The 24,952-nt window shown below is 68.0% G+C and carries 18 protein-coding genes; 4 read left to right on the top strand and 14 right to left on the bottom strand.

Annotated elements, in window-relative coordinates:
• Positions 1–28 precede the first annotated feature (28 nt).
• Positions 29–1,510 carry a glutamate--cysteine ligase gene (locus tag IT359_14305; protein MCC6930153.1) on the bottom strand — a complete coding sequence of 494 codons (1,482 nt, stop codon included), beginning with the start codon at positions 1,508–1,510 and terminating at the stop codon, positions 29–31.
• 253 nt (positions 1,511–1,763) lie between these two features.
• On the opposite strand from IT359_14305, the gene IT359_14300 reads away from it, so the two are divergent.
• Positions 1,764–2,693 (top strand): glycoside hydrolase family 16 protein, encoded by a 930-nt coding sequence (locus IT359_14300; GenBank protein MCC6930152.1) that lies wholly within the window; start codon positions 1,764–1,766, stop codon positions 2,691–2,693.
• 612 nt (positions 2,694–3,305) lie between these two features.
• Here IT359_14300 and IT359_14295 read toward each other — a convergent pair.
• The 11 genes from IT359_14295 to IT359_14245 all read right to left on the bottom strand — a co-directional run bounded on the left by IT359_14295 (position 3,306) and on the right by IT359_14245 (position 18,064).
• Complete coding sequence (locus tag IT359_14295) at positions 3,306–4,070, bottom strand: gamma-glutamyl-gamma-aminobutyrate hydrolase family protein (protein MCC6930151.1); 765 nt, start codon at positions 4,068–4,070, stop codon at positions 3,306–3,308.
• Positions 4,071–4,507: 437 nt separating this feature from the next.
• Positions 4,508–5,623 (bottom strand): carboxylate-amine ligase, encoded by a 1,116-nt coding sequence (locus IT359_14290; GenBank protein MCC6930150.1) that lies wholly within the window; start codon positions 5,621–5,623, stop codon positions 4,508–4,510.
• A 90-nt stretch (positions 5,624–5,713) separates the two neighbouring features.
• Entirely contained in the window at positions 5,714–7,063 is a 1,350-nt protein-coding gene (locus IT359_14285) for a hypothetical protein (GenBank protein MCC6930149.1), read from the bottom strand.
• 124 nt (positions 7,064–7,187) lie between these two features.
• Positions 7,188–8,123, bottom strand: coding sequence for a hypothetical protein (locus IT359_14280; GenBank protein ID MCC6930148.1), 936 nt, complete (start codon positions 8,121–8,123; stop codon positions 7,188–7,190).
• Positions 8,124–8,303: 180 nt separating this feature from the next.
• Positions 8,304–9,035, bottom strand: coding sequence for a hypothetical protein (locus tag IT359_14275; GenBank protein ID MCC6930147.1), 732 nt, complete (start codon positions 9,033–9,035; stop codon positions 8,304–8,306).
• A complete protein-coding gene (locus tag IT359_14270) occupies positions 9,032–9,910 on the bottom strand; it encodes an alpha/beta hydrolase (protein ID MCC6930146.1) in 879 nt (292 codons plus the stop codon). Before IT359_14270 ends, IT359_14275 begins: the two co-directional genes overlap by 4 nt.
• 127 nt (positions 9,911–10,037) lie before the next feature.
• Complete coding sequence (locus tag IT359_14265) at positions 10,038–12,314, bottom strand: hypothetical protein (protein ID MCC6930145.1); 2,277 nt, start codon at positions 12,312–12,314, stop codon at positions 10,038–10,040.
• 217 nt (positions 12,315–12,531) lie between these two features.
• Positions 12,532–13,008 (bottom strand): hypothetical protein, encoded by a 477-nt coding sequence (locus IT359_14260; GenBank protein ID MCC6930144.1) that lies wholly within the window; start codon positions 13,006–13,008, stop codon positions 12,532–12,534.
• 199 nt (positions 13,009–13,207) lie between these two features.
• A complete protein-coding gene (locus tag IT359_14255) occupies positions 13,208–14,293 on the bottom strand; it encodes a hypothetical protein (GenBank protein ID MCC6930143.1) in 1,086 nt (361 codons plus the stop codon).
• Between the two features lie 715 nt (positions 14,294–15,008).
• A complete protein-coding gene (locus IT359_14250) occupies positions 15,009–17,708 on the bottom strand; it encodes an ABC transporter permease (GenBank protein MCC6930142.1) in 2,700 nt (899 codons plus the stop codon).
• Positions 17,705–18,064 carry a PadR family transcriptional regulator gene (locus IT359_14245; GenBank protein MCC6930141.1) on the bottom strand — a complete coding sequence of 120 codons (360 nt, stop codon included), beginning with the start codon at positions 18,062–18,064 and terminating at the stop codon, positions 17,705–17,707. The genes IT359_14250 and IT359_14245 overlap by 4 nt, the downstream gene beginning before the upstream one ends.
• Positions 18,065–18,634: 570 nt before the next feature.
• Between IT359_14245 and IT359_14240 the strand changes: the two genes are divergently transcribed.
• The gene (locus tag IT359_14240) at positions 18,635–19,471 is read left to right on the top strand and encodes a helix-turn-helix transcriptional regulator (protein MCC6930140.1); all 837 of its coding nucleotides are present in this window, start codon (positions 18,635–18,637) and stop codon (positions 19,469–19,471) included.
• On the top strand, positions 19,468–19,713 hold the full coding sequence (locus IT359_14235) for a hypothetical protein (protein ID MCC6930139.1): 246 nt from the start codon (positions 19,468–19,470) through the stop codon (positions 19,711–19,713). The genes IT359_14240 and IT359_14235 overlap by 4 nt, the downstream gene beginning before the upstream one ends.
• Before the next feature lie 34 nt (positions 19,714–19,747).
• On the opposite strand, the gene IT359_14230 is transcribed toward IT359_14235, so the two are convergent.
• The gene (locus IT359_14230; GenBank protein ID MCC6930138.1) at positions 19,748–22,501 is read right to left on the bottom strand and encodes a protein kinase; all 2,754 of its coding nucleotides are present in this window, start codon (positions 22,499–22,501) and stop codon (positions 19,748–19,750) included.
• Positions 22,498–23,091: a sigma-70 family RNA polymerase sigma factor gene (locus IT359_14225; GenBank protein ID MCC6930137.1), complete on the bottom strand. Its 594-nt coding sequence runs from the start codon at positions 23,089–23,091 to the stop codon at positions 22,498–22,500. Before IT359_14225 ends, IT359_14230 begins: the two co-directional genes overlap by 4 nt.
• Positions 23,092–23,232: 141 nt before the next feature.
• On the opposite strand from IT359_14225, the gene IT359_14220 reads away from it, so the two are divergent.
• Positions 23,233–24,948, top strand: a complete 1,716-nt coding sequence (locus IT359_14220; protein MCC6930136.1) for a hypothetical protein — start codon at positions 23,233–23,235, stop codon at positions 24,946–24,948.
• Positions 24,949–24,952 lie beyond the last annotated feature (4 nt).

Here is a 24,952-nt window from a genome sequence, read left to right as displayed (position 1 = left end):
GGCCGGAGGCGCGCGGAATCCCGGCGGCTCAGAACGTCCAGGTGTGCACCGGCTCACCCGTGAGGGAGCGGATGATGTACTGCTCCATCATGCAGGCCAGCGCCTCGCGCCGCGCGAGCTGCGGCAGGCAGCGATCGAGCGCCTGGCGTTGCCAGCGGGCCCCGGTCTGCCCCGTCTCCAGCCGCCCGTTGATGACCGTCAGCATGCGACGGATCTCCGCATCGGCCACACCTAACGATTCCAGCCCGCGCGCCGCGTCGGGAAGAAAGCGCGCCACCATCGCGCGGGCACTCACCGCCATGGGCGACGGGGCCACGGGCGACGGCCAGAGGAGGCGCGCGTCCAGCCCGCGCTGCGCCGCACGGTAGAAGTTCCACTCCGCATACGGGAACGGAAATGCCGGGAGCAGGGCATCGACCTCCTCGCGCAGCGCCACCGTGAGCCCCACGAGGAAGGCGGCGCTGGCTGCCATGTCGATCGGCGTCGGCCCCGCCGGGAGCGCACGCATCTCGATGCGCAGGTGTCCGTCAGCTGCAGGGTCGTAGATCGCGCGGTTCCACCGCCACACCGTCCCCTGCTGCAGGCGCAGTTCGGAGAGGCGCGGCACCGCGCCGGCGCACGCCACGGCGACCGAATCCTCGTCGTCGACCAACGGGAGGATGGGCGGGAAGAGCGCGGCCGACTCGGCGAACAGCTCGAAGGCGCTGCGCCGCACCCAGCCGTGCCCGAAGCTCACGCGCGCCGGCGGGTGCCAGACCTGCTCTACCAGGTCGCGCACGTCGAGCGCCTGCTTGAACAGCGCCACGCGCGTCTCCTCCCACAGGCGGTGGCCGCAGAAGATCGGCGAGTTGCCACTGACGGCCAGCGCAATGGGAGTAGCGAGCTGCGCCGCGTTGTAGGTCGCCGCGAATGCCTCGGGGGTGACGCGCAGGTGCACCTGGAACGAGGTGTTGGCCCCCTCGAGCGTGATGTCGTCGCCCGTCATCTGCAACGGGTCGGCACCGTCGATGCGAATGGTGAACGGGGCCGCGCGCACGCGCCGCAACCCGTTGGACAGGGCCCGGTAGCGCGGATAGTCGGTGAGCGCCGTGCGCGCAACGTCGTCGGGCGTGAGGGTGGGGAGGATCCCGATGGGAATGATGCGCGCGTCGAGCGGCGCCGCGGTGACATTGAGCGAGGCGAGGGCGTGCGTGAGCTCTTCCTCGATCGCCGTGAACGGGTGCCCCTCGCCCTCCACCGGCGTGAGGTTGTACTCGAGGTTGAAGGTGTCGAGTTCGAGCGCCAGTCGCGGATCGACGTGCTGTCGCAGGATGTCGCGATTGATCCCCCGCGCGCGTCCAGCGAAATCGACGATGTAGAGTTCGAGCTCGGCGCCCAGCGTCGTGGGGCCGTGGCCGAACCCCGGACGCGCGAGCACGATCTCCAGCGCCTCGAGGTTCTCCCGGAGCCGCAACTGGAAGCGCCCGTACTCCTCATCCGTGAAGTGCTCACGGTCGATCGCGCGCGACATGAGCACCACACTCGGGCGAGGGCGCGCGCGCAAACAGATGCAGTTCCCCTACGCCGCGCGAGGGAAACGGCGGCTTGTCGTCACCCGACGCTCGACGTTTAGGGTAGGGCACCATCGGCCGCGCCGCCTCGCCGTTGACGCTCGGGCGCGCCCGGCGGAGATTCGCGACGTCGCCCTGCCGGCAAGCCGGCTCGTCCGCAGCACACCCAAGTTCGCCCGCATACTCCCGCTCGTGCCCAGTCGCCGATCACCCATGCTCCGCGCCGCAGTACTCGCCGCCGCCGCGCTCGGGCTCGCCTTCTCCGTCCCCTTCACCGTCGTCGCGCAACGGCTCGCCAGCGACGACCACGGCGAGCGCGCAACGGCGCCCAGTGCACCCGGTGCATCCGGTGCACCCACCGCGCGCGCGAGCGCTCGCATGGCCCGGCTTGTCTGGAGCGACGAGTTCGACGGCCCCGCCGGCGAGCGCCCTGACTCCGCACGCTGGCGCCATGAACTTGGCGACGGGTGCGCCGCCGGGAACTGCGGGTGGGGGAACAACGAGAAGGAGCTCTACACCGCCGAAGCCGCCAACGCCTCGATCACTGGGAGCGGCATGCTCGCCATCACGGCGCGCGTTGCGCCTGGCGGTATCACCTGCTACTACGGCCCCTGTCGCTACACCTCGGCCAAGCTCTCCACCAAGGGGAAGTTCGAGCCCACCTTCGGCCGCGCCGAAGCGCGCATCCAGCTCCCGCGCGGCCAGGGGCTGTGGCCCGCCTTCTGGATGCTCGGCGCAGGCTTCCCCACCACGCCGTGGCCAGCCTCCGGCGAGATCGACATCATGGAGTTCCGCGGGAGCCGCCCGTTCGAGATCTCCTCGGCCATGCACGGCCCCGGCTACAGCGGCGACAAGACCCCCTTCGTGCATCGCCACGGCCGCGACGGCTGGTCGTTTGTCGACGGCTTCCACAGCTACGCGGCCGAGTGGGAACCCGGTCAGGTGCGCTTCTATGTCGACGGGACGATGCACTATACCGTGAACCGCAGCGCCACGTCCTCACTCGGCGATTGGGCCTTCGACCACTCGTTCTACATCATCCTCAACATGGCCGTTGGCGGCGGCTTCGACGGCGATCCTGCCACCGACGCGATCTTTCCGGCGACGATGCTGGTGGACTATGTGCGGGTGTACGCGCCGTAGCTGGGGCTGGGCGGCTGCGGGAGATCAACTGCGGAAAGCGCGACACGGAGTGGAAAGCGTGACACGGAGTAGCACGGAGGCAGCACGGAGTGGCTGTGTCGAGAGAGTCGAGCGGTGGTGGCCGCACCGGACTTCAACCGCTGCTGGGTCGTGAGAGTCACGTTGAGGTTCGGGGCGCGGCGCGGCGCTCGTTCGTCTTCCTCCGTGTTCCCTCCGTGTCTCCTCCGTGCGCCTTCGAGTCATGCGAAGTTGACCTTGCAGTTGCCGTTGCCGTTGTTTTGTCCATGCAGTTGCCGTTGCCTTTGGTTACAAAGATCAAGAGCGCCTAACACGGAGGTCTCACGGAGACACGGAGGGCACGGAGAAGGCGTGCCTTTTGCTCTCCTCCGTGTTCCCTCCGTGTCTCCTCCGTGCGCCTCCGTGTCGAGCTTTGTGATTGCGGTCCCTGGCGCCCGAGGCAGCCGGTCGCGGATGAGGCGAGGACAAATGGATCCCAGCTTTCGCCGGGAAGGTGGGCGTGGGGTGGAACCAGTGGTTCATCGCCCGCCCGAACGCACCGCGGGGGGCACCAGCGGTGCCCCCCGCACTCCCGTCTCCCGTCTCCCGTCCGCCCTACCCCTTCCCCCCAAACCGCGCCGACGCCGAGACAAACTCGCGGAAGACGTGTCGCGTATGCGGGTCGGTGAGCTCGAAGACTTCCGGATGCCACTGGACGCCGACGCAGAAGTGATCGCCGGGGACCTCGACCGCCTCGACGAGGCCGTCAGGGGCAACGGCTGACACGGCGAGCGCCGGGGCCAGCGTCTTGATCCCCTGGTGGTGCATCGAGTTCACCTGGATGCGCTCCAGCTCCATCAGGTGGCGCAGGCGGCTCCCCTTGGCCAGCGTGACTTCGTGCGCCAGGTGGTCGCGCTCATAGCCGTAGTTGGGGAAGTAGTCGTGCTTGATGGCGTCGGGGTACTGCGCCTCGAGGTCCTGGTAGAGCGACCCGCCGAGTGCCACGTTGAGCACTTGCAGCCCGCGGCACAGGCCAAGCAGTGGCTTCTTGTCCTCCACCGACCACTGCGCGAGCTGCATCTCCGTGCGATCGCGCGCCGGGTCGATGCGCCCAAGCTTCTGGTGCGGCTCCTCGCCGAAGTATCCGGGATCGACATCGACGCCGCCCGGGATCAGGATCCCGTCGCAGACATCGTAGGCCCCGCGCAGCGCTTCCGGCTCGTCGTCGAGCAGCGGGATCAGGATCGGCGCCGCGCCGATGAGCGTGATCGCCACGTAGTAGCGCTGGTTCATGACCACCGACTGCGGGAGTCCGGCCGGGATCCCGTCGATCGAGTGGAGGGTTTGGGTGGTGACGCCGATGATCGGGCGCTGCGACATGTGCCTCTCCGACGGTCCAAAGTGTTCACGCAAGGGCGCGACCGACCACGGCCGGTCTCCCTTCGACGTCTGCATGTCCTGCTCTCCTTGCATCCCTGGCAACGCCAGCGAACTCCGCAAGCTTTGCATGGTCACGCCGATGATCGGGCGTTTCCCCATATGTCCTGCGCCATCCCGTGTCGCGCCCCGAACCCCGGAGACGACACGACTCCGTCACGTGCAGGTCACGCGCCCAAGCTAGCGGCCGGGGTTCTCGTTTCCAGTGCGCCGCCAGCTCACTCTCCCCTGGGAGTGTCGGCGCCCCCCGGCCCCGATCGCAGCTCATCTTCACGAGAGCGCGCTAATGCATTGACCTCGTGTGAGTTGCCGTTGGTCACCGAACTGGGCGGTCAGCGGCGCGAACCGTGTTGGTCGTGATTGGTCGCGCGGGCCGCCGCTCACGGCACCACGACCCCCTCTTCCGTCTCCCGGATCAACTGATCAACGACCGCCTGCAGGTTCCCCCCGGTCTCCTCGAAGGTGCGTATCTGCCGGTCGGCGCTGGAGCCGCCTTCGAGGATGGTGAAGGCGTACTCGACTTCCTTGCGGCTGCCGAGTTCGTCGAGCACGTCATCGAGGAACCACTCGATCATCTCGCGGATGAGCGTTGCAGCCGGAAGTTCGATCTTCTTCCCGAAGTCGATGAGGTTCCCCTCGAGCCCGTAACGGACGGCGCGCCACTTGTTCTCGTCGATCAGCTCCGAGGAGTACAGGCGCCACGTCGTATTATCGCGCCGCATCTTGTACAGCTTGAAGACCAGCGCCTGCAGGATCGCGGCGATTGCCACCGCCTCGTCCACGCGCGTGCAGACATCGCAGATGCGGAACTCGAGCGTGGGGAACTGGTGATGCGGGCGCACGTCCCACCAGATCTTCGAACCGTTCGGGATGCAGTTGGTCTCGACCAGCGTCTCCAGGTAACTCTGGAAGTCGGCCCACGACGGGAGGTAGCGCGGGATCCCCGTACGCGGGAAGGCGCGGAAGACGGCGCTGCGGTACGATTTGAGCCCCGTCTTGCGCCCGATCCAGAACGGCGACGACGTCGACAGGCAGAGGATGTGCGGGAGGAAGTACCGTGAGGCGTTGCAGGCCTCGATGAGGAAGTCGCGATCCTCGATCCCCACGTGCACGTGCGTCCCGAAAATCAGCAGCTGCTGCGCCAGCTGCTGCATCGCTTCCTTGGTCCCGATGTAGCGGTCGAGCTGCGTGATCTCCTGCTCGGCCCAGTGCGAGAACGGGTGCGTGCCGGCAGCTGCAATCTTGAGCCCGCGCTTGGCGGCGAGCTCCATCACCCCGCCACGCAGCTGGATGAGCTGCGCCTTCACCTCCTGCGGGGTCTTGCAGACCGTCGTCCCGACCTCGACGATCGACTGGTGCAGCTCGGGCTTCACCTGGCCGAGGACGAGGTGATCCGACTCCAGGATCTGCGTGATGTACGACTGCAGCGCCCTGGTCTTGGGGTCGATGATCTGGTACTCCTCTTCGACGCCGATGGTGAGGCTTGGGGGCTTCATCCTGGGGACGGGAGACGGGGAAAGGAACTCAGGTGCCCCAGCTCAGCCAGGGCGGACAGGACTCGGGGCGACGCGGCGCGCTGCACGCTATCACTTGGGTTGCACGACGAGCGTGGGAACGGTGCTCCCGCCGCCGGCCGTCACGTTGAGCAGCGCAGCGGTCGACAGGCGCGTCAGCAAACCCTCCATGTGGTCGCCGTGCGAGACAAACGGCGCGGTGTCGAGCATGCGGTCGAGGACATGGATGCGGCCGTCGACCCAACTGGGATAGGGCTCGCTCGGGATAGCGACCTTTTCCTGCACGATGAACGGCTGCGCGAGCGCCTCGGCGATGGCCGCCTCCCATTCGGTTCCGTTCACCGTCCACCCCAGCGTGATCCCCTTCCCGCCATACTCGTCGTTAGGCTTGAGGACAAGGCGATCCCGGTTCGCCACCATCCACGGCACCAGGTCGATCGACTCGCCGCGGTGGGTGGTGCGGCGCTCGCGCACGACGCGCGTCCACGGGATGCAGTCGTGGATCGCCTCCAGCTCGTCGGGGGAGAACCACTCGGCGTTGGCCTCGTCGGACAGGACGGCGAGCGACGCCTTCTTGTGGAGGATCTTGCAGCGGAAGCCATCGACGAGGCAGACGGCGCGCTCCCGCACCGCGCGCACCACGTCGTGCTCGAGCCCGCAGGTCTCGATCAACTCGCTGATGAGGACGCGCTTGTAGATCAGCTCCGCCGGCTTGCCCGCCACCCACAACGCCCCGTCGCGATACTCGCAGCGGCGCGGGTCCTCGATCACCGCCTCGATGCCTAACGTGGCGAAGTGCTGGCGATACAGCTCGAACTCGGTGCGCGTGGGAACGTCGTCCCAGTCGAGGATCGCGATGCGCGGCCGGCGCCGTGTCCCCGCCCACTCATGCCACGCGGCAAGGATCGCCCCCACCACGCCCGGCACCGCCGGCATTGTCATGATGTCGTAGTGACGCGCGAACTCGCGCACCGCCGGCGCATCCATGAACACCTCGGCCAGCGCATCGTCGTACGCCGCCCCGGCCGGCGTCTCCGCGTTGTACTCCGTCAGCCCCAACTGTCCCGTGCCGGCGACATAGAAGAAGTCGAGGCGCGACGTCGGCGACGGCCAGTCATAGCCCGGCGCATCGGCCAGGAGCGTCTCCTCCCAGTCGAGCAGCCCGAACTGGTCGCGGAACGCACGGTCGGCCATGGCGCGCCCATACGCGCGCTTGAAGGCGCGCATCAGCGGGCGAATGCGCGCCTGCAACGACGCCACCTCGCGCGGCGTGGACAGTCGCGGGCGCAACACCGTGCACAACGCTCGCCCCCCGAACACCAACCCGCGCCGCGTCAGCGCCGCCTCGATATGCGCGTGCGTCTCCTCGGCGATCTCGGGGGTGAGGAGTTCGTGGTAGCGGTGAATAAGGTCGGAAAGAATGTGCCCCTCAACCGTTGACGTCCACTCGTCCCCAGCCTTCGCTAGGGCAGGCCTCTCGTCCTCTCGTCCTCTCGTCCTCTCGTCCTCTCGTCCTCTCGTCCTCTCGTCTTCTCGTCTTCTGCCCCTATGGCCGTGACGCCGTGAACAGCGCACTCCACTTCGCCTCCACCGCGGTGCGCCGCGGGTTGATCGCCAGCTTGATCGCCAGGTCGGCCATCCCCTTCACCACCCAGTCGAAATACGTCGGCGTGAGCGAATAGATGTCCATGTCCGGCGCGCAGTTCATGAAGTCGATCGCGTACGGAACGCCGTCCTTCACGGCAAACTCCAGCGAGTTCATGTCGTAGCCTAACGCCGAGCAGAGCGTGCGCGAGTCCTTGACGATGCGATCGCGCATGGCCGGCGTGAGGTAGTTGTCCTCCACGATGTACTTGCGCGCCTTGGGGTCGTAGTGCATCGGGAGCACCTCGTCCTGCCCCAGGCACAGGCAGCGCACGAACTGGTCCCACTCGATGAACTCCTGCACGATCATCGTGAGGAGCCCCGACGAGTTGTAGTTCTGGATCAGCTCCTGCACCGAGTGGCAGACGTAGACCTCCTTCCACCCACCGCCGTGCGCGTCCTTGAGGATGCACGGCATCCCGATGTAGCGGGCCAGCGCCTCCCAGTCGAGCGGGAACCTGAGGTTGCGCAGCGACTCGCTGGGGACGATCCCGGGGACGTAGTCCTTGTTAGGCAGGAGGACCGTCCTGGGCGACGCAACGCCAACCTTGGTGGCCAGCGCCGCGCCAAAGAACTTGTCGTCCGCCGACCACATGAACGGATTGTTGATGACCGTGCGCCCCTCGAGCACCGCCTTCTTGAGGTACGAGCGGTACATCGGCACCTCGTGCGAGATGCGGTCGATGAGGACATCGTACGGCACCGGGCCATCATGGTGGTCGCCCCCAAGCGTCGCGAACTCGGCCACCACGCCGGCATCGCGCTTGTTGACCTCCTCGATGAAGGCGGGAGGCCAGCTCCATTCACGACCGACGACCAATCCGACTTTCTTCGCCATGGCGCGTAGCTCCTTGGGGCTAGAGGACGAGAAGCCTACCCCAGCGAAGGCTGGGGACCAGAGGACGGAAAGACGAGTGACGACAGCCGCGATGAGAAGGGGGCACGAGACACCGGCCGCGCTCCAACGCGCCCGTCCTCGTCTTCTCGTCTTCTCGTCTTTTCGTCTTCTCGACAAGGCCTAGTCATGCCCCCCCACGTACCGCTGGATCATCTGCTCCCACACCGGCCAGTCGTGGGCGAAACCATCCCATTCGCGCAGGGCGTTGCCGATGCCCTTGTGCAGCAGCGACGCCGAGAACGCCTGGTTCTGGTGAAAGTGCGGGTCGGTGCGGCCAATCGCCATGATGATGTCCTGCCGCCGCATCGCCTCCAGCCGCCACTGCTCCCACTCGTTGGGTATGAACTCGAACGGGTTGCAGGCGTACACGTTCCCGTCCGAGTAATCCTGCGTCATCCCGCGAATGTCGTACATCCCGCTCATTCCCAGGATGCGGTGCACGCGCGTGGGGTGCCGCAACCCGAACGACATCGCGAGAAATGCACCGAACGACGCGCCAGTCGCAATCACGTAGCCGTGGTTGTTCACGTGCTCGGTGAACGGGAGCAGCTCGTCGGTGAGGTAGCGATCGTAGGCCAGGTGACGCCAGGCCCGCTCCCCCGGATGCACCGCCTTGTTGTACCAGCTCGCGTTGTGGTTGCTGTCGAGGCACCAGAGCTGGAACCAGCCGCGCCGGATGGGTTCGTACAGCACATCCGGCATGTAGCGGTTGGGCCACTCGTTATGGTCCCCCATGGTCGTTGGAAAGGCAAGGATGCGGGCCCCGCCGTGGCCAAACCAGCGCACGTGCATGTGGCGCCCTACCGCCGGCGAGTACCAGACATGATGGTGACCGTGGACGCGCGTGCTCATGCGGCGCCCTCGTGCCCTTCCGGCCAGTGGTCGTGCTCATCCAGCCCGTGCTGCGGGTGCCCCGCCGCGTGGGACGCATCGTGCAGCATGAAGGGAAGCGCGTGTTGCAGCCGCCGCCCCCACGCCTGCTCGTTGTGCATCCCCTCCTCGTCCTCGACCCACGACAACGTCTCTCCCATCCGGTAGCCCTTCTCCTGCAGGATGTCGCGCATCTCGCGCGCGTTATGCAAGGTCCCCTCTCCCTCGCGCATGCCAACGTCCAGGTACAGTCGCCCCTCCACGAACGGCGCCGAGCGAACATAGGGAAAGACCGCGCGCTCGGCGAACCAGAGCGCCGGCGACATGATCCCCGCGAAACCGAATGCGTGCGGGTGACGGAAGAAGGCGTACAGCGAGATGAGCCCCCCCATCGACGAACCGGCGATCCCCGTCCCTTCGCGAGCGGGGAATGTCCGGTACTGCGCGTCGATCATCGGCTTCACCGTGCGCAGCATGAAGTCGACGTAGGCGTCGCCCCCGCCCCCGCCGGCGCGCGCGTCGACAAAGGGGGAGTACTCGCGCAAACGATCGACCCCCATGTTCGGGATCCCGACCACGATGGCCCGGCGACCGCGATGCGGCGCGTGCGCCATTGCCGTATCCACCCCCCATTCACCGGCGAACGACGTGGCCGGGTCGAAGAGGTTCTGCCCGTCGTGCATGTAGATGACGGGATACGGCTGCTCGGTGCGGTGGTAGCTGCGGGGGAGGTAGACGAGGATGTCGCGCCGGTTCCCCAGCTCGGGGGAATAGACGTCGGGGATGACCTCCAGCGAGCCGGGGGGAGTCCGGCGTCGGGATGACCATTTGCGGAGGTACTGGGTGCTCACGTACATGCGGCCATGGAGATGACGCCCGCGCGGGTCCGGATGCCGCAAACTGGGACATCGTGCGAAAGGGGGGAAGGGCGGCCGATGATCACTTCGCTCCGCCATTCCCCCCCTGTCTCGCACCTCCAGGGTGCTACTCCACGCGCACCACGATCCCCCGCAACGCCGGGACCGTCAGCCGCAGCGTGCTGGCCCCGCTCTCTACCGTCCCGATCACCGTGCGCGCGTCACCTTCCTCATAGCGCACCAGGCGCGCGCCGGCGCGCAGCCCGTACGCGCGCGGGTCGAGACGCAGCTCGACCTCCGTGGGTTGGTCGGCAATGCTCGCCAGCGCGAACGCCACCCGCCCGTCCTTGGCCCGCCACGCCCCGCCCAGCACCAGCGGCGCGCGCGTCACCGCTTCCGTCGCCCCGCCACGCCGCGCCGCGTAGATCGACACGCGCGACATCAGCACGTTGGCCGAGTCCACGCGCAGCGCCGGCGCGCGCAGCATCGTCCCTTCCTGGAACCAGTGGCGGAAGCCGTAGCGCAACCGCGCCAGGCGCTCCAGGTAGTCAATCTCCGCGCGACGCGCCGTCAGCTGCTCGGGGAGGAAGTTGGCAATAGTCGGCTGCATTCCCCACACGAACATGCGCGCCTGCTCCAGCAGGTACTGCTGCCGGTACTTTGTGTCGAGGAGCGTCATCGCGTTCGCGGGACGCGTCGAGTCGGGCCACAGGTCATCGTACGGCGGCCAGGTGAGCGAGCCATACGTCCCGTACGTGACGGCATACGGATGGTAGGCCGCCTGGAAGATGGGGAGTGGCTCCCACCCGCTTGCGGGGTCGATGTAGCGCTCCTGGCTCACCTGCAGCGTGAGGAAGGCGTCGAGGTCGGGGAGCCAGCTCTCTCCCCCACCCTCCCCCGCGTAACCCGTCGGCAGCGTCCCCGCGCGGCGGCGCAGGTCCTTGGCCAGCGCGCGGAAGCCGTCCATCCAGTAGTGACCGCCCCCCACGGGGTGCCCGTGATCGGGGCTCCAGCAGGCAAGGCTCAGCACCGCCTGGTCCATGTAGATCCCGTCGAGCTTGTATTGATGGATGACGGTGTCGGCGATTCCCGCGTACTTGTCGCGCCAGAACCGCGTCGAGACGTCCATCGGCGCGCAAGGAATGGGGTCGAAGACGTTGTACGTCTCCTTCCTCACCGTCCCGTCGCGTTCGCGCACGGCAAAGCGCTCGGCGTTCTCCTTTGTCCAGCTCGGCGTCTCGACGCACCAGAGCCGCTGGTTCATGTACACGATGGCGTGCAGCCCGGCGTCGTGCGCCCTGGCCACCGCCTGCGTGAACGCCTCTGCCCCCTCGCGCGGCGGGAGGTAGTCGGGGAACGACGTGTCATACGGCCCGCCGTGCCACCAGTGCCAGAAGACGCTCACTGGGAGCCTGGCGTCGGCTTGCAGCTGTGCCGCCGGCTCGAGAACGACGTTCGATCGCCCGCGGTTCCACACCCAGATCCCGGTATCGTAGACCCACTTTGGCGATTGTCGCGTGGCAAAGCGGGAGGTGCGTGCCCAGTACTGGCGCGTCCCCCATCGGCGGTAGCGCTCCACGGCGCTGAACCAGTCGCCATCGATCACGCCGACGATCGCCGAGTAGGCGGGTGCATAACGAGCGTTCTTGCCGGGATCGGACAGCGCGTGGATCACTTCGTAGCCGGCCGACCCATCGCCGGTGCCCCAGAGGGCAAAGAGCTTGCGATAGGCGAGCGTATCGTCGGCGGCGAGATAGAGCCCGCCGCGCCCTGGCGCGGTGAGCGAGAGCGCCTGGATGGAGAGCTGCCCCGGATAGGTCCACTCCAGCCGGCGTCCGCGCCCATCGGCGCCGGCCAGCAGGCGCCGCGGCTCGCGCGTGCGCTGTCCCATCCACTGGGGAACGGCCAGCTCCTCCGCCGAGCCTAACGAGGCGATCCCCGTGAGGCGCGGGAAGTGCACCGTTTCCACCGCGAGCCCAGTCATCCCCTCGAGGGCGATGTGCCAAGCGGTCGTCGTGTCGGCGCGCGGCCGCACCGTGGCCACCACGCGCAGGCGCGACGCACTCCCGGCGAAACCTTCCCAGGTGAGCTGCACACCACCCCGCGCGAGGCGTGTCCAGCGGAAGCGTGCCGCCTCGGCGGCGCGGATCGATGCCGGCGTGCTCCCCGGCGACAGCTGCACGCGCCAGAGCCCGATGGAATCGGCGGCGCTCCCGGCCAGCGTGCGTCCCGCGCCGTCGGTGAGCGACTCGACGTGACCGTCGGCGGCCGAGAAGCGGAGGCGCATCCCCGGCAGCCGCAATTCCGGGGCGGTTGGCTCGCGCCTTCCCTGCGCCGTGGCGGCGTGCGGAAGGGGAGCGAGGACGACCAGCGCGGCGAGCGACGCGCGCAGCAGCACACTCACGATGGGATGCTCCGAGTGGGGGAAGTCGAAGGGGGCGTGCGAGGCGCGGGCCTCACGCCCGTGCTACGCACGCCCACCGTCAATCGTGGCGCCGCGAGGGCGTGGTACGCCAGACTCCATCAACTCCCGTACACTCCGACATCACCTCCCACTTCCCGACCGGTGCGCGCGGGTACCGATCCCGTGGGCACCCTCGCGCACTGGCCGTTGACTTGCGTCAGAAGCGAACCCCGAATGTGAGAGGCATTACACGGAAACTCGTGTACGGATCTGCGTCGTTCTTCTTCTGCAGGAACGGCTGATACAAGCGCGATTCGATGAAGAACACTCTCGAACCGGCTTTCCACGTCTGCCCAACACCGACGACTGCGCCGACGTCCACGTTGGTGATATCATGTGTTAGTGCCTCGTCCGGACATAGGCTTCCAGGGTTGCACGCGGCGTAGCGTTCGGCGACGCGAGCCGACACGAGTGCAGTGAGTCCGAGCGTTCCATAGTACCGGTGGACACCGCTATCGCCTCCTCGGCCGAACGCACGCTCGATACCCAGGCTGGTGCCGAAGACAGCACGGCTCGACGTTGAGTAGCAATCGCCTTGAATCACGAGAAGACAGGGATAGAGGCGTTGAGCGCCAAAGAGGTGCGACGACACGTCCGTGCGAATCCACGTCTGGGAGCGTTTGATGCGCAGCATCAGGCTGCCCTGCAGGTGCACGCCGATAGTATTGCCTTCGGCGCCGTAGAAGAAGCTGGGCCCGGTTGCAAACCCGGCGAGTCGTCCGCGTAACGAGTCCGCCTGCGCGAAGACCGACCGGCAGGGCAGCAGCAGCGCGATCCCGCATGCGATCGCGATGCCTACGTATTGTCGAAGTATCGACCGACTTCGTACGACTCTAGTGGGCACCTTGCGTGATGAGCATCGCGCGTCCATTGATCTGCCCTCCGTCGATGTAGAGAACGTGATTAGCGTCCGAGTACGACAGACCCACGGCAGACGCATTCACATACGTGCCGAGAAAGTCATCGTTGGTCCACAAGAACGTCAAACTGGAGTAGACCGATCCCAGAAAGGTCGCCGCAGCAATCACTGTCGGACCGATCCCCGTCGCGGCGCTCACCGCCACATAGCCGCCGGCGGCCGAGGCGATCGTGCTCAAGCGCCCAGCAAGGTTGAAATCTTCCTTCTTGATCTGACAGACGGTGTTGTCATCCTCCCACACGGAGACGTTGAATCCGTTCGACTGAATCGCGTTGTAAGCATTGATCTGCGACTGGTCGAATAGGAGTGCCTCGCCATTCCAGAACGCGTCGTCCTGGTTGAAGCCTCTCGGAAAGCCGACACGATCGCCTGAGCAGGCCAAGTCGGCTCCGTACTGAGGTGCGCTGCTTGTCTGCGGTCCGTGAATGTGGACTTCGATCTCCGGTGCACCGAGAGTCCAAGGCTCGCCCTTGTCCACAAGCCGTTGAAATGTGATGTAGAGCCCGGCGGGGAATGTGCTGTTTCCTCCACCGCCTCCGCCGCAGTCAGGGGTATCGCACTGCACGGCATACGTGGTTGGCGAGGACGGAGTCGCGGGATCTTCTATCGTCTCTCGCTGTGGGTTTCCACGCGCGGCAACGCGTTCGGGGGTTAGAACGCGTGCGAAATCGGTCTCTATCGGAACGAGCACGAGCACCGGCGTTTGCGGAGGAGCAGCCAAGCTGAGACTGACCCGCGCTCCGTTCAGGTCCCACGCAATGGGTTCGTCGGTGTCATCAAGTTGCGTGGCGACGATGAGATCACGTCCTCCAGTCCACGCCTTCCGGTGAGCGGCAACCGGCATGTAGAACTCCAGCCCCGGCAAAGTACTCAACTCCGATAGCAGTGCAGCGTCGGTTGTACCGCCCCGCAAGGCCGCTGCAGATCGAAGCTGTGCTCCGGCGCCCCGGAGGAACATGGCGAGATCCAGCTTGTACTCCGCTTGCGGTGCATCACGCATGCTCCGTTTTCCGAGCTGTCGGAGCGCGTCATCTTGAAGGGCCACGGCGACACGGCGTGCGAGCTCGCCCTGTCGTGCCTGTATCGGCGTCTTACCCTCAGAGATGAGTGCGGGATATGCAACGACTGGAGTCGCTATCGAAGTGTCGAGCGCACATGCAGCCAGGGTAAGTGGCACCAAGAGCGTCAGCAGTGACCACATGCCATGCGGTACGGTACCGTATCGTATCGTACCGTACCGTACCGTACCGTACCGTACCGTCCCGTCCCGTCCCGTCCCGTCCCCTTCCGAGCCATGTCCTCATACGTCCGCCTCCGGTGAATGTGAAGCGACACAGCGGCTGCGTCCTTGGCGCAGCTCGTCGCCTGAGGTCGCTCGCTGGAGATTAGGTCGCGTCGGCGCGCGCGTACACTGTGGCTAACCCTAGTGAGTCGCTTCGATGCGTGACGCAATTGCTTCACACCTCAAATAATCTTCAACTGCTCAACAGAAGTGTTCCAAGGGTCCGTCGAACCCGCCAGACCGAGCTCAAGAGTGGGCGGGCCACGCGCGGGCGACACACCAGTGGCATACGTCGGATGAAGTTGACGTTGAGTTCGATGCGACGTACCACTGTTCGGCCCGGCGCCGGTGCATCAGCGCGACGTGAGGTAGCCTTGCGCCCCCATTACAGCGGTGTAAGGGCGCATCACCTGGACGCGTCAGCATGAATTAGCTAGTCGCCGCGCACTACCACCGCCGGCGCCACCTGCGACGCACGCCACGCGGGGAGATACGACGAGGCCAGCGCCAGGACCGTGACGACTACCAGCGCCCCACCGTACGCGAGCGCGTCGGTCGGCGAGACGCCGACCAGCACGTTCCCCATCATGCGCGTCACGATGAGGGCGACGATGCCGCCGATCCCCAGCCCGACCACGACCAGGCGCGCGCTCTGCCACAGCACGTCACGCAGCACGAGGGCGGCGCGCGCGCCCAACGCCATCCGGATCCCGAACTCCTTGTTGCGCTGCGCGACGGAGTACGACAGCACGCCGTACAGTCCAACGATAGTCTGCAGCAAGCCGAGGATGCCGATCGCCGTCGCCAGCGTCGCACCCATGTTCACGAAGAAGAGGGCAATCCCCTGGTCGAGATGGTTGGCCATCGTCCGCGTCCCGTACAGCAGGATGCGGGGGTCCACCGAGGCGATGGCGCGCCGCACGTCGGGGATGATCGCGGCCGGGTCCGGGCCACGCGACTTGATGAGGAAGGACGTCTGGCGCGACGGGCTCTGGCGCAGCGGTCGAAAGACCATCGCCCGTGGCGACTCTCCCAGCAGTACGACGGTGGACGTCGCCACCACGCCCACTACCTCCACCCACGGACCATCCTTGTCGATGCGCAGCTTGCGCCCGATCGCGTCCTTTCCCGGCCAGAGGGCGTCGACCAGCGCCTGGTTCACGATCAGCGCGCCCGGGGCGAGCGAATCGTCCTGCGGGGTGAAGTCGCGCCCCGCGAGGAGCTTCATGCCGAGCACGGTGATGTAGCCCGGCGTCACCGACGCGATGGCCGAGCCGAAGTACCCGTTAGGCGCCTGCGGCGACTGGTCGTCGAGCGAGAGGGCAAGCGGCGTATAGTTGAAGTTCCCCGACATGGGGAGAAAGGTCCCCAGCGCCACGCGCTCCACCCCGGGAAGTGCCCCCACGGTCTCGATGAAGCGGTCTTGCAACTGGCGGGACTCCTTCTCGTCGATGCGGTGCAGCGAGAGATCGACCTGCGCCAGGAGGACGCGCTCCCGCGTGAAACCGAGGTCGATCCTGCTGGCGTTGCGCGCCGAGCGGATGAAGAGCCCTCCGCACACGAGGAGGATGAACGACACCGCGACCTGGGCCACCACGAGCGCCGAGCGCATGCGCGCGCGCCCGGGACCGGCGCTCCCGCCACGCCCACCATCACGCAGCACCTCCGCCACCTGCGAGCGCGCCCCGAGCAGCGCCGGCGCCAGCCCGGAGAGCACACCGGCCAGGAGCGAGATCGCCGCCGTGTAGGCAAAGACTCGACCGTCGAGCTCGAGCCCGAAGTTGACCGGGACGTCGATCGCCACAGGAAGCGCGGTGAGCCACCCGATGCAGAAACGCGCCAGCACATAGGCAACCGCAAGCGACGCCGCCCCCAGCAGCACGCTCTCCGTCAGCAGAAGGCGCACCACGCGCCCCGGCGACGCGCCTAACGCCGAACGGATCGCGATCTCTCCGCGGCGCACGGTCGCGCGCACCAGCAGGAGGTTGGCGACGTTCGCGCACGCCACCAGGAGCGCCAGCACCACCATGCCATAGAACACGCCGGCAATCCACGGCGTGAAGCGCGACACGGCATACTCGGGGCGTGTTCGAATCTCACGCTCCATCACCAGGCGATAGTCGGCGAATTCCGCGGGGAAGCGACGCCTGAGGTCGTCGCCGAGCTGCCCGAGCGCGGTGCGCGCGGCGGACATGGTGACGCCGGGCTTGGTGTAGGCGAGGATGCGGAACGCGGTCCACCCCATCGACTCGAGGTTCCGCTGCATCGGCGGGTCGAACGCCACGGTCGACTCCACCGGGATCACGGCGTCGATGGCGACGAGCGGCTGCGTCCCGCGGAAGCTCCTGGGAAGGACGCCGACGATCGTGAACGGCGTCTCGTTGATCCGAATCGTCCGGCCGACGACCCCGGGGTCGCGACCGAAGGCACGCTCCCAATAGGTGTCGGTGATGGCGATGACCGGCGTGCGTGCCGCCGCCTCGGCCGGTGTGAAGACGCGCCCCAGCGCTGCCTGCACGCCGAGCGCCGTGAAGTAGTTGTCGCTGGCGGCGAGGATGAAGCCGCGCAGCGGCTCGCCATCCGTGCGCAACGCCGCCTCGACCCCCATCCATGCCACCGCATCCTCGATGACCGGGAGCTGTCGCACCTCGCGGTACGTGGGATAGGCGACGCTGTTGATCATCCCGTTCGACTTCTCGGCAGCCGCAACGACTGTGAGGCGCTCCGGTGAGCGCACCGCCAGCGGCTTGAGGAGGAAGGTGTTGACGGCGGAGAAGATCGAGGCGTTGGCGCCGATCGAGAGGCCGAGCGTGAGGATCACCGAGAGGGCAAAGACCGGTTGCCGCACGAGCGTGCGCACCACGAAGGCCACGTCGCTCCCCAGCGTTTGCCAGCCGGCGCGCCTGGCCTCGCCGCGCGTGCGCTGCCGCTCCAGGTGACGCATCTGCGCCTCCACGCGCGCGCGGTCTCCAAAGCGCCGCTGCGCCTCATGGCGCGCCTCGGCCGGCGCCATGCCGCGCTCGACGAGTTCGCGCTCGCGCATCTCCAGGTGGAAGGCGATCTCGTCCTCCACATCGGCCTCCGGACGGGCGCCGAGGAAGCGCAGGTAGCGACGACCGCGATCGGGCTTCATGCCGTCCCCCCGGCCGCGAGCGTCGGCGTCACGTCGAGGGCGCGAAAGATCGCGCGGGCGAAGCGCGTGAATTCATCGACCTCTACCGCGAGCTGGGCGCGCCCGACGGGGGTGAGCGCGTAGAACCGCGCGCGCCGGTTGTTCTCCGAGAGCCCCCATTCTGAGGTGATCCACCCACGCTTCTGCAGGCGGTAGAGGGCCGGGTAGAGGGAGCCTTCCTCGATCTTGAGCTCGTCGCCGGTGGCGCGCTCGATCCAGCGGAGGACGCCGTAGCCGTGGGTGGGGTCGACCTGGATTGCGCGGAGGATCAGGAGGTCGAGGGTACCGCGCAGGAGTTCGAGCGATTCGGGCTGCACCGTGGTTCCCCTAGGGTTTCTAGGAAGCTTACGAGGAGTCTCCTCGATACGCGAGGGGAGCGGGGAAGTTTCGGTGGGCTGGCGTGCGGGGGCTGGTGACGGCGGAGGGGCGAGGTTCGCGTTGTAGAAGCTTTGACACGGAGGGGAACGGAGGACGCACGGAGGGGCACGGAGGAGAGCCTTGGGGTGCCGATGGTCTTTGTGGGACTTCGAGCGCTTTCGGGTCGGCGGAGGTGCGAATCTGCACGGGTGCGCGACACGGGTACCCGTTGCGGTGCTCGTCTCTGAGGAGCTTTTGACACGGAGAACGCGGAGGGGAAGCGCTGCGGAGAGGTCCACCCCGAATCGGGGTGGGGGGGTAGCGCGACGGAGCTTCCTTGTTTTCAAGGACGAGAGCTGCTGTGGACGAGGCAGCAACGCCCGATTCGGGGTGGACCTCGGCGCCGTGCGCTCCCCCTCCGTGAACTCCGGGGTAAGGGCTCGTGACCTTCGCCAGGAACAGCGCCGAAGCAGAAGCGCCCGCGGAAAACCTTCGCTTGCTCGGGAATACCGCATTCGCTATGTAATGGAATGCTCAGTCACCACCTCATTCGCGAAGCGCGCCGGCGCGCTGGCATTACCCAGGCCGAGCTCGCCGAACGCGCGAGCACGACGCAGTCGGCGGTCGCGCGGTGGGAGTCGGGGCGATCGCTCCCGTCGCTCGAAAAACTGAGCGAGCTGGTCGAGTGCTGCGGGCTCGAGGTGGCGGTCTCGCTCACCCCGGTGCGCGACTCCGATGACCAGCTTCTCGCCGACCGGAGCGCCGACACCTACCTGGCGCGGCTGGAGCATCTCCTCGCCGCCCTACCATATGAAGGGGGTGACTTGGCGTCGGACGCGACGGGGGCCTCGGATGTGCCGGAGCACTTCGCGCCGCTCGAGTTGCTCTCGGCGCTGGAGCGCCATCGCGTCCGCTACGTCCTCGTGGGCGGATTGGCCGCCGTGCTGCACGGGGCACCGATGCTCACCACCGACGTCGACATCGCCCCCGAAGGCGGAAGCGACAACCTGCGACGGCTGGCGCTCGCGTTATCGGAAGTCGGCGCGGTCGCGCGCGGCCACCATGATCCGCGTGCCTGGACGCCCGACCTCTCGGCGAGCGGGTTGGCGCGCGCCGCGCTCCACCGATTCGAGACTCGCCACGGCGGGCTCGACCTCCTCTTTCAACCCACGGGAACGGCGGGCTACGACGACCTGCGGCAAAAGGCGCTGTCCGTCGCGCTGGGAGACGTGACGGTGACGGTCGCCTCGCTGAGCGATGTAATTCGCTCCAAGGAGGCGGCCGGTCGGGGCGATGACCGCGTCACCGTGCCCATGCTCCGCCGGCTGCAACGCCTCGCCGCACGCCAACGCCGGAGCAACGCATGACCGATCCACACGCACCGCCGCCCCCCTCCTCACCAGTAAGCGCCTCGAGCGCCGCGCGCGCAGGGCTCGTCATCGCTGCGCTCATGTGCGTCCTCGGCCTCTTCGTTGGCGGTCGCGTCCTCCTCACCGACTCGCCGCCGCTCACGGGAACGCGCGCCCTCGACGTGGCCTTCGCCGTCTTCTTCGTGGCACGCGGCGGGCTGGCGTACGGGCGCTTCCGTCGCGCGCGCGCCGCTCGCTAGCATCCACGCCTTGCGTGCCTAACGCGCTGCCTGCCTAACGGGCGCCGAGTATGGCGCGACCGCGCGCCGTGCGCTCGAGCGGCTCGAACTCGCGGAAGGCGAGCCCCGGGACCCATGGGAAGCCGTCGACCCCTGCCTCGAGCGCATCGGTGAGCAAGGTGATGGCGCGCTCGCCATCGCCGTCGATCGCCGCCAGCCGCGCCTCGTAGAGCAGGAGCGCCCCGCGCTCACGTGGAGGTGGCGTCGCCAGCCAACGTGCCGCCGCCGCGCGATCTCCCGTGCGCGCGGCGGAGAGCGCCGCCATCCCGCGGAAGCTCAGGCGCTCCGGAAACTCCTTCGCCAACCCCTCGAAGTACGGGCGCGCCTCGGCGTAGCGACCAAGGTCGTACAGCCCCGAGCCGATCCAGTAGCGATGCCCGCGATTGGTGGGGAGCGCCACGAGCCGGTTCGTCAGCCATGTCACGCCGCGCCGCGCGTGCGCTTCGCCATCGGCGGTACGTCCGCGCCGCATCAGCTCCTCGCCGGCCACGATCATCGCCGCCCCTTGCGACCAGTAGACGTCGGCGGGGAGCGAGTCCCACGCCGTCAGCGACGAGTCGAGCTGGCGCAGCGCCGCCGCCGAAGCCAGGGCGCGCGCTTGCAGCACCTGCGCCACGCGACGGTCGGGATAGCGTCGTGCCATCTCGCGCGCCGCCTGCAGCGCCTCGCCGTGCTCGCCCAACAGATACGCAGCATGCGCGCGCTGCGTCCAATACGAACTCCATCCACGCAACTCGCCGCGGTCCGGGTTCATCGCCAGCAGCAATGCACGGGCCTCGCGCGCCTGGCCGCTGTTGAGCAACGAGGCGGCGTAGTCGAAGTTGGCCCGCGCGTTGGCCGTGGTGGAGGCGGCGCGCTGGATCGCCACGCGCGCGGCCGCCCCGTCGCCGGCGAGCAGCGCCTCGAGGAAGCGCAGCGACGACTCGTGGTAGACGCCGAGGTCGCGTTTCTGCCCACGCGCGCGCGCCACCAGCGACTCGGCCACCGCAAAGAGATCGCTGTTCCAGGCGGCGCGCGCCCCCATGAGGAGGGCGAGCGTGAAGGTCGTGTCGCGCCCGAACGCCTCACGGAACGACGTCAGCGCCTCTGCATAACGCTGCCCCAGGAAGTGGTCGAAGCCAACGTCGAACGCCTGATAGGCGGGGAACGACGGCGGCGAGCTGGCGAAGCCGGGGAGCGCCGCGACCCGCTCATCGCGCATCGATGCCACCGCACCCATCACGCGGTCGCGCAGTTGCGAGATCCCCGCCTCGTTGCTGTCGATCGGGACGATGACCGGCGGGAGCGAGACCACCACGCGCCCCGAGCGCGAGTCGATGAGCTGCGCGTGGAAGTGGAGCGAGTCGCGCCGGCGATAGATGGAGCCGGTGACGACGGTGCCCGCACGCAGCTCGTCCTGCAGCGACGACACCAGCGGCATACCGGCGGCCCGGGCACGTTCCGACGCATGGCGCGCGTCGCTCCACGGCACCACGCGCACCGCACCAACGCGTTGCAGCCCCTCCGTGACCCAGTCGCCGGCGAAGCGGCCCAGCACGTCGAGCGTGCTGTCGCCAGTCTCGTTCTGCAGGACGGACACGGCGACCGGCTGGGCGATGGGACCCTCATCCACGGGTGTGCGATCGCGCTGCCAGGCCGCCACTACGGCGACGATGATCACCGCGCCGATCACTCCAACTGTCCACAGCTTCCTGCGCGCGCCCGCGCGCGCACCCGGTGTCGGCTCGCCCGGCGCCGGTCGCTCGGACCAGATGGCGTCGAGGCGCTGCACCACTTCCGCCATGCTGTCCGGACGGCGCACCGACTGTTCGGAGAGGCAAGACTGCAGCAGCGCCGCCAGCGGCACGGGGATGTCGGGGCGCGTCGCCAGCAGGCGCGACGCTGCCGCCGACGCACCCACCGGCGGGACGGCGATCCCGGTCAGCGTCTCGACCCCCAGGATCCCCCACGCGAAGACGTCGGCGCGTGCATCCACGTCGGCGGCACCAACGGCCTGCTCGGGGGCCATGTAGCGGCGGGTGCCTAACGGCAAGCCCGGCGACGTGATGGACAGCGCACCCGGCGCCTCGTCGAGCAGCTTGGCGATCCCGAAGTCGAGGAGGTACGCGTGACCGGCGGTGAGGAGGACGTTTTCCGGCTTGAGGTCGCGATGGATGATCCCCGACTCGTGCGCGAAGGCCAGGGCGCCCGCCACGTCGCGCAGGATGGCCCGGGCCTCGTCAGGCGCCAGCGGGGCGTGGCGCATCCGCTCGCGTAACGTCTCGCCCTCCATCCACGGCATCACGTAGTAGAGGAAGCCATCGGCCTCCCCCGAGTCGATGAGCGGGACGATGTGCGGGTGCGCCAGCGTTGCCGCGATGCGCACCTCGCGCAGGAAGCGCTCGGCGCCAAACAGGTGCGCGATGGCGGGATCGAGGACCTTGATCACGACGTCGCGGTCGTGCTTGCGTTCGTGCGCCAGGAAGACCGTCGCCATCCCGCCGCGCCCGATCTCGCGCTCGATGGTGTAGCGCCCGTCGAGCGCCGCACCTAACGACTCCGCCAACCCGCCCTCCATCCCCAGCACCGGATTGGTCTCGAGGATCCCGTCCGAGCGGTGCGCCGCATCGAGCAGGCCCAGCACCTCGCGCAGCAAGGCCGCGTCGCCCGCGCACTCGCGCGCGACCCACGCCTCGCGCGCCTCGGCCGGCACCTCGAGGGCGGCGTCGAACAGCGACAGGGCGCGGCGCGCGCGCTGCGTGTCGCTCATCGCACTTCCTGGTCGGCGTAGAGCTGGCGATACAACCACGCGCGCGCCTTGACCCAGTCGCGCTGCACGGTGCGTGTCGTGACGCCGAGGGCCTCGGCCGTCTCCTCCTCGGTGAGCCCGCCCAGGTAGCGATACTCCACCACCTGGCGCAGGCGCATCTCCACCTCGCCCAGTCGTTCCATCGCATCAAACAGCGCCAGCAACTCCTCGGGCGACGAGCGGTTTGCCCCCACGCTGTCGCCGAGCGTGACGCGCACCGCCCCTGCACCGCGCTTGTTGGCTCCGCGTCGGCGCGCGTGGTCGATCAGCACCTGCCGCATCGCTCGCACCGTGATCCCCACAAAGTGCGACCGGTCTGCAGCGGGCACCGCGACGCCGCTGCCCGCGCCAAGCCCGAGGCGAAGCCACGCCTCGTGCACCAGGTCTGTGGGATTGAAGGTGTGATCGGCGCGCTCGCCCGACAGGATGCGTCCCGCCACTCGCCGCAGCTCGTCGTACACCAACGGAAAGATCCGCTCGCCTGCGTGGGCATCGCCACCTCGCAGGGCGGCGAGCAGACGCGTGATCTCCGTCGCGTCGGTCTGACTCATTCCTCTGCCTCGTGATCGCGCGCGAGCGCGCTGTCGTGAACATGCCGCGCGCTGCGCAAGCCAGAACGTATCGGGGGTGCACACGAGAAGCCACCCTGTGGCGTCGATGCCACCCCCACCTCCGGCAGAGCCATGACGTCCATGCATCGCACGAAATTCGTCCCATGCGCCGGCACCTTCCGCACGCCGGTCGTGGTCGTGGTCGCTTCCGCCATGTTGTCGGTGTGGCCATCGGACACACCACTCGGCGCACAGCACACGCATTCCGCCACTGGAGAGAGCGCCGTCGCGGCTGCCGTGGAGACCGCGCCGGGGAGCGTCCCCCTCATGACGAGGCTCGGCAATTGGCGTCGTCGTATCGACACGCGCCTCCCGCTCGCCCAGCGGTACTTTGACCAGGGGCTTCGCCTGTACTACGCCTTCAACCACAAGGAGGCGCTGCGGGCGTTTCGCGAAGCGCAACGGCTCGACCCACGTTGCGTGATGTGCGTGTGGGGCGAAGCCGCGGCGCTGGGCCCAAACATCAACGCCCCCATGGATGCGCAGAGCGAGCAGCAGGCAATCGCCGCCACGCAGCGTGCCGTGGCAATGGTGCGTCGCGCCCCGGTGGATGCCGAGGAGCGGATGTGGGTCAACGCCCTGGCGGCGCGCTACCTCGGCAGCACCTCGTTGGGTCGCGCGGCGCGCGACAGTGCGTATGCGCTCGCCATGGGGCGCCTGGCCGACGCGACCCCTAACGATCCGGACGCGCAGGCGCTCGCGGCCGAGGCGCAGATGACGCTCGCGCCGTGGAGCTACTGGACGCGCGACGGCCGCCCGCGTCCCGGAACGTCGCGCATTCTGCGCTGGCTGGAGCGAGGACTCCGAAGCGCCCCACAGCACCCGGGGCTCTGTCACTTCCAGATCCACGCCCTCGAGGCAGCGCAACCCGAGCGAGCCGTCGCCTGCGCCGAGCGCCTGGCCGCGAGCATGCCCGGTGCCGGCCACATCGTCCACATGCCGGCGCACATATACATCAGGGTAGGGCGTTGGGCCGATGCCATCGAGGCCAACCGTCGCGCCGTGCATGCGGACGATGGCTACTTCGATGGCCCACACACGAGTGACGCCGCGTTCTACACCGCCGCGTATCGCTCGCACAATCACCACTTCCTGGTGCTGGCCGCGTCCATGGCCGGTGCGTCGCAGGTCGCGATCGAAGCCAGCAAGCACACGGTGGCGCTCGTCGCGCACGACGCGGCACGTTCCGTCCCGGCGCTTCAACCGATGCTCGCTGTACCGGTGCAGACGCTGGTAACCTTTGGTCGTTGGGATGACGTGCTGCGCACACCGCTCCCTCCCACCGATCTGCGGATCGCCACCGCGCTCACCTGGTACGCGCGCGGCGTGGCCTTTGCCGCCACGCATCGCCTGGCCGAGGCGCGTGCGACGGTCGATTCCGTGCGCAGCGTGGCGCAGTCGCTCGAGCCGGGCGAGGCGCGCACGGTGCTCGACATTGCCGCGCTCGCCGTGGAAGGCGAGATGGCGCTGCGTCACGGCGATCCCTCGACGGCCATCGATGCCTTCTCACGGGCGGCAGTGCTCGAGGACCGGCTCGGCTACATGGAACCGCCCACGTGGTACTACCCGATACGTCACTCGTTAGGGAAGGCGCTGCTGACGGCCGGGAAGGCGCGTGACGCCGAGCAGGCGTATCGCGCCGACCTGCGCCGATCTCCGGAGAACGTCTGGTCGTTGCGCGGGCTCGCGCTGGCGCTGCGCGCACAGGGACGCGGCGGCGACGCCGAGTCGGTGGAGCGGCGTCTGGCCAAGGCGATGCGGCTGGCGGATGTCGCCGTCGAGTCGTCGCGGTACTAGGCGT

The organism is Gemmatimonadaceae bacterium (assembly GCA_020852815.1).
Classification (GTDB): Bacteria; Gemmatimonadota; Gemmatimonadetes; order Gemmatimonadales; family Gemmatimonadaceae; genus SCN-70-22.
This window is presented reverse-complemented; position numbering and strand designations above follow the sequence as displayed.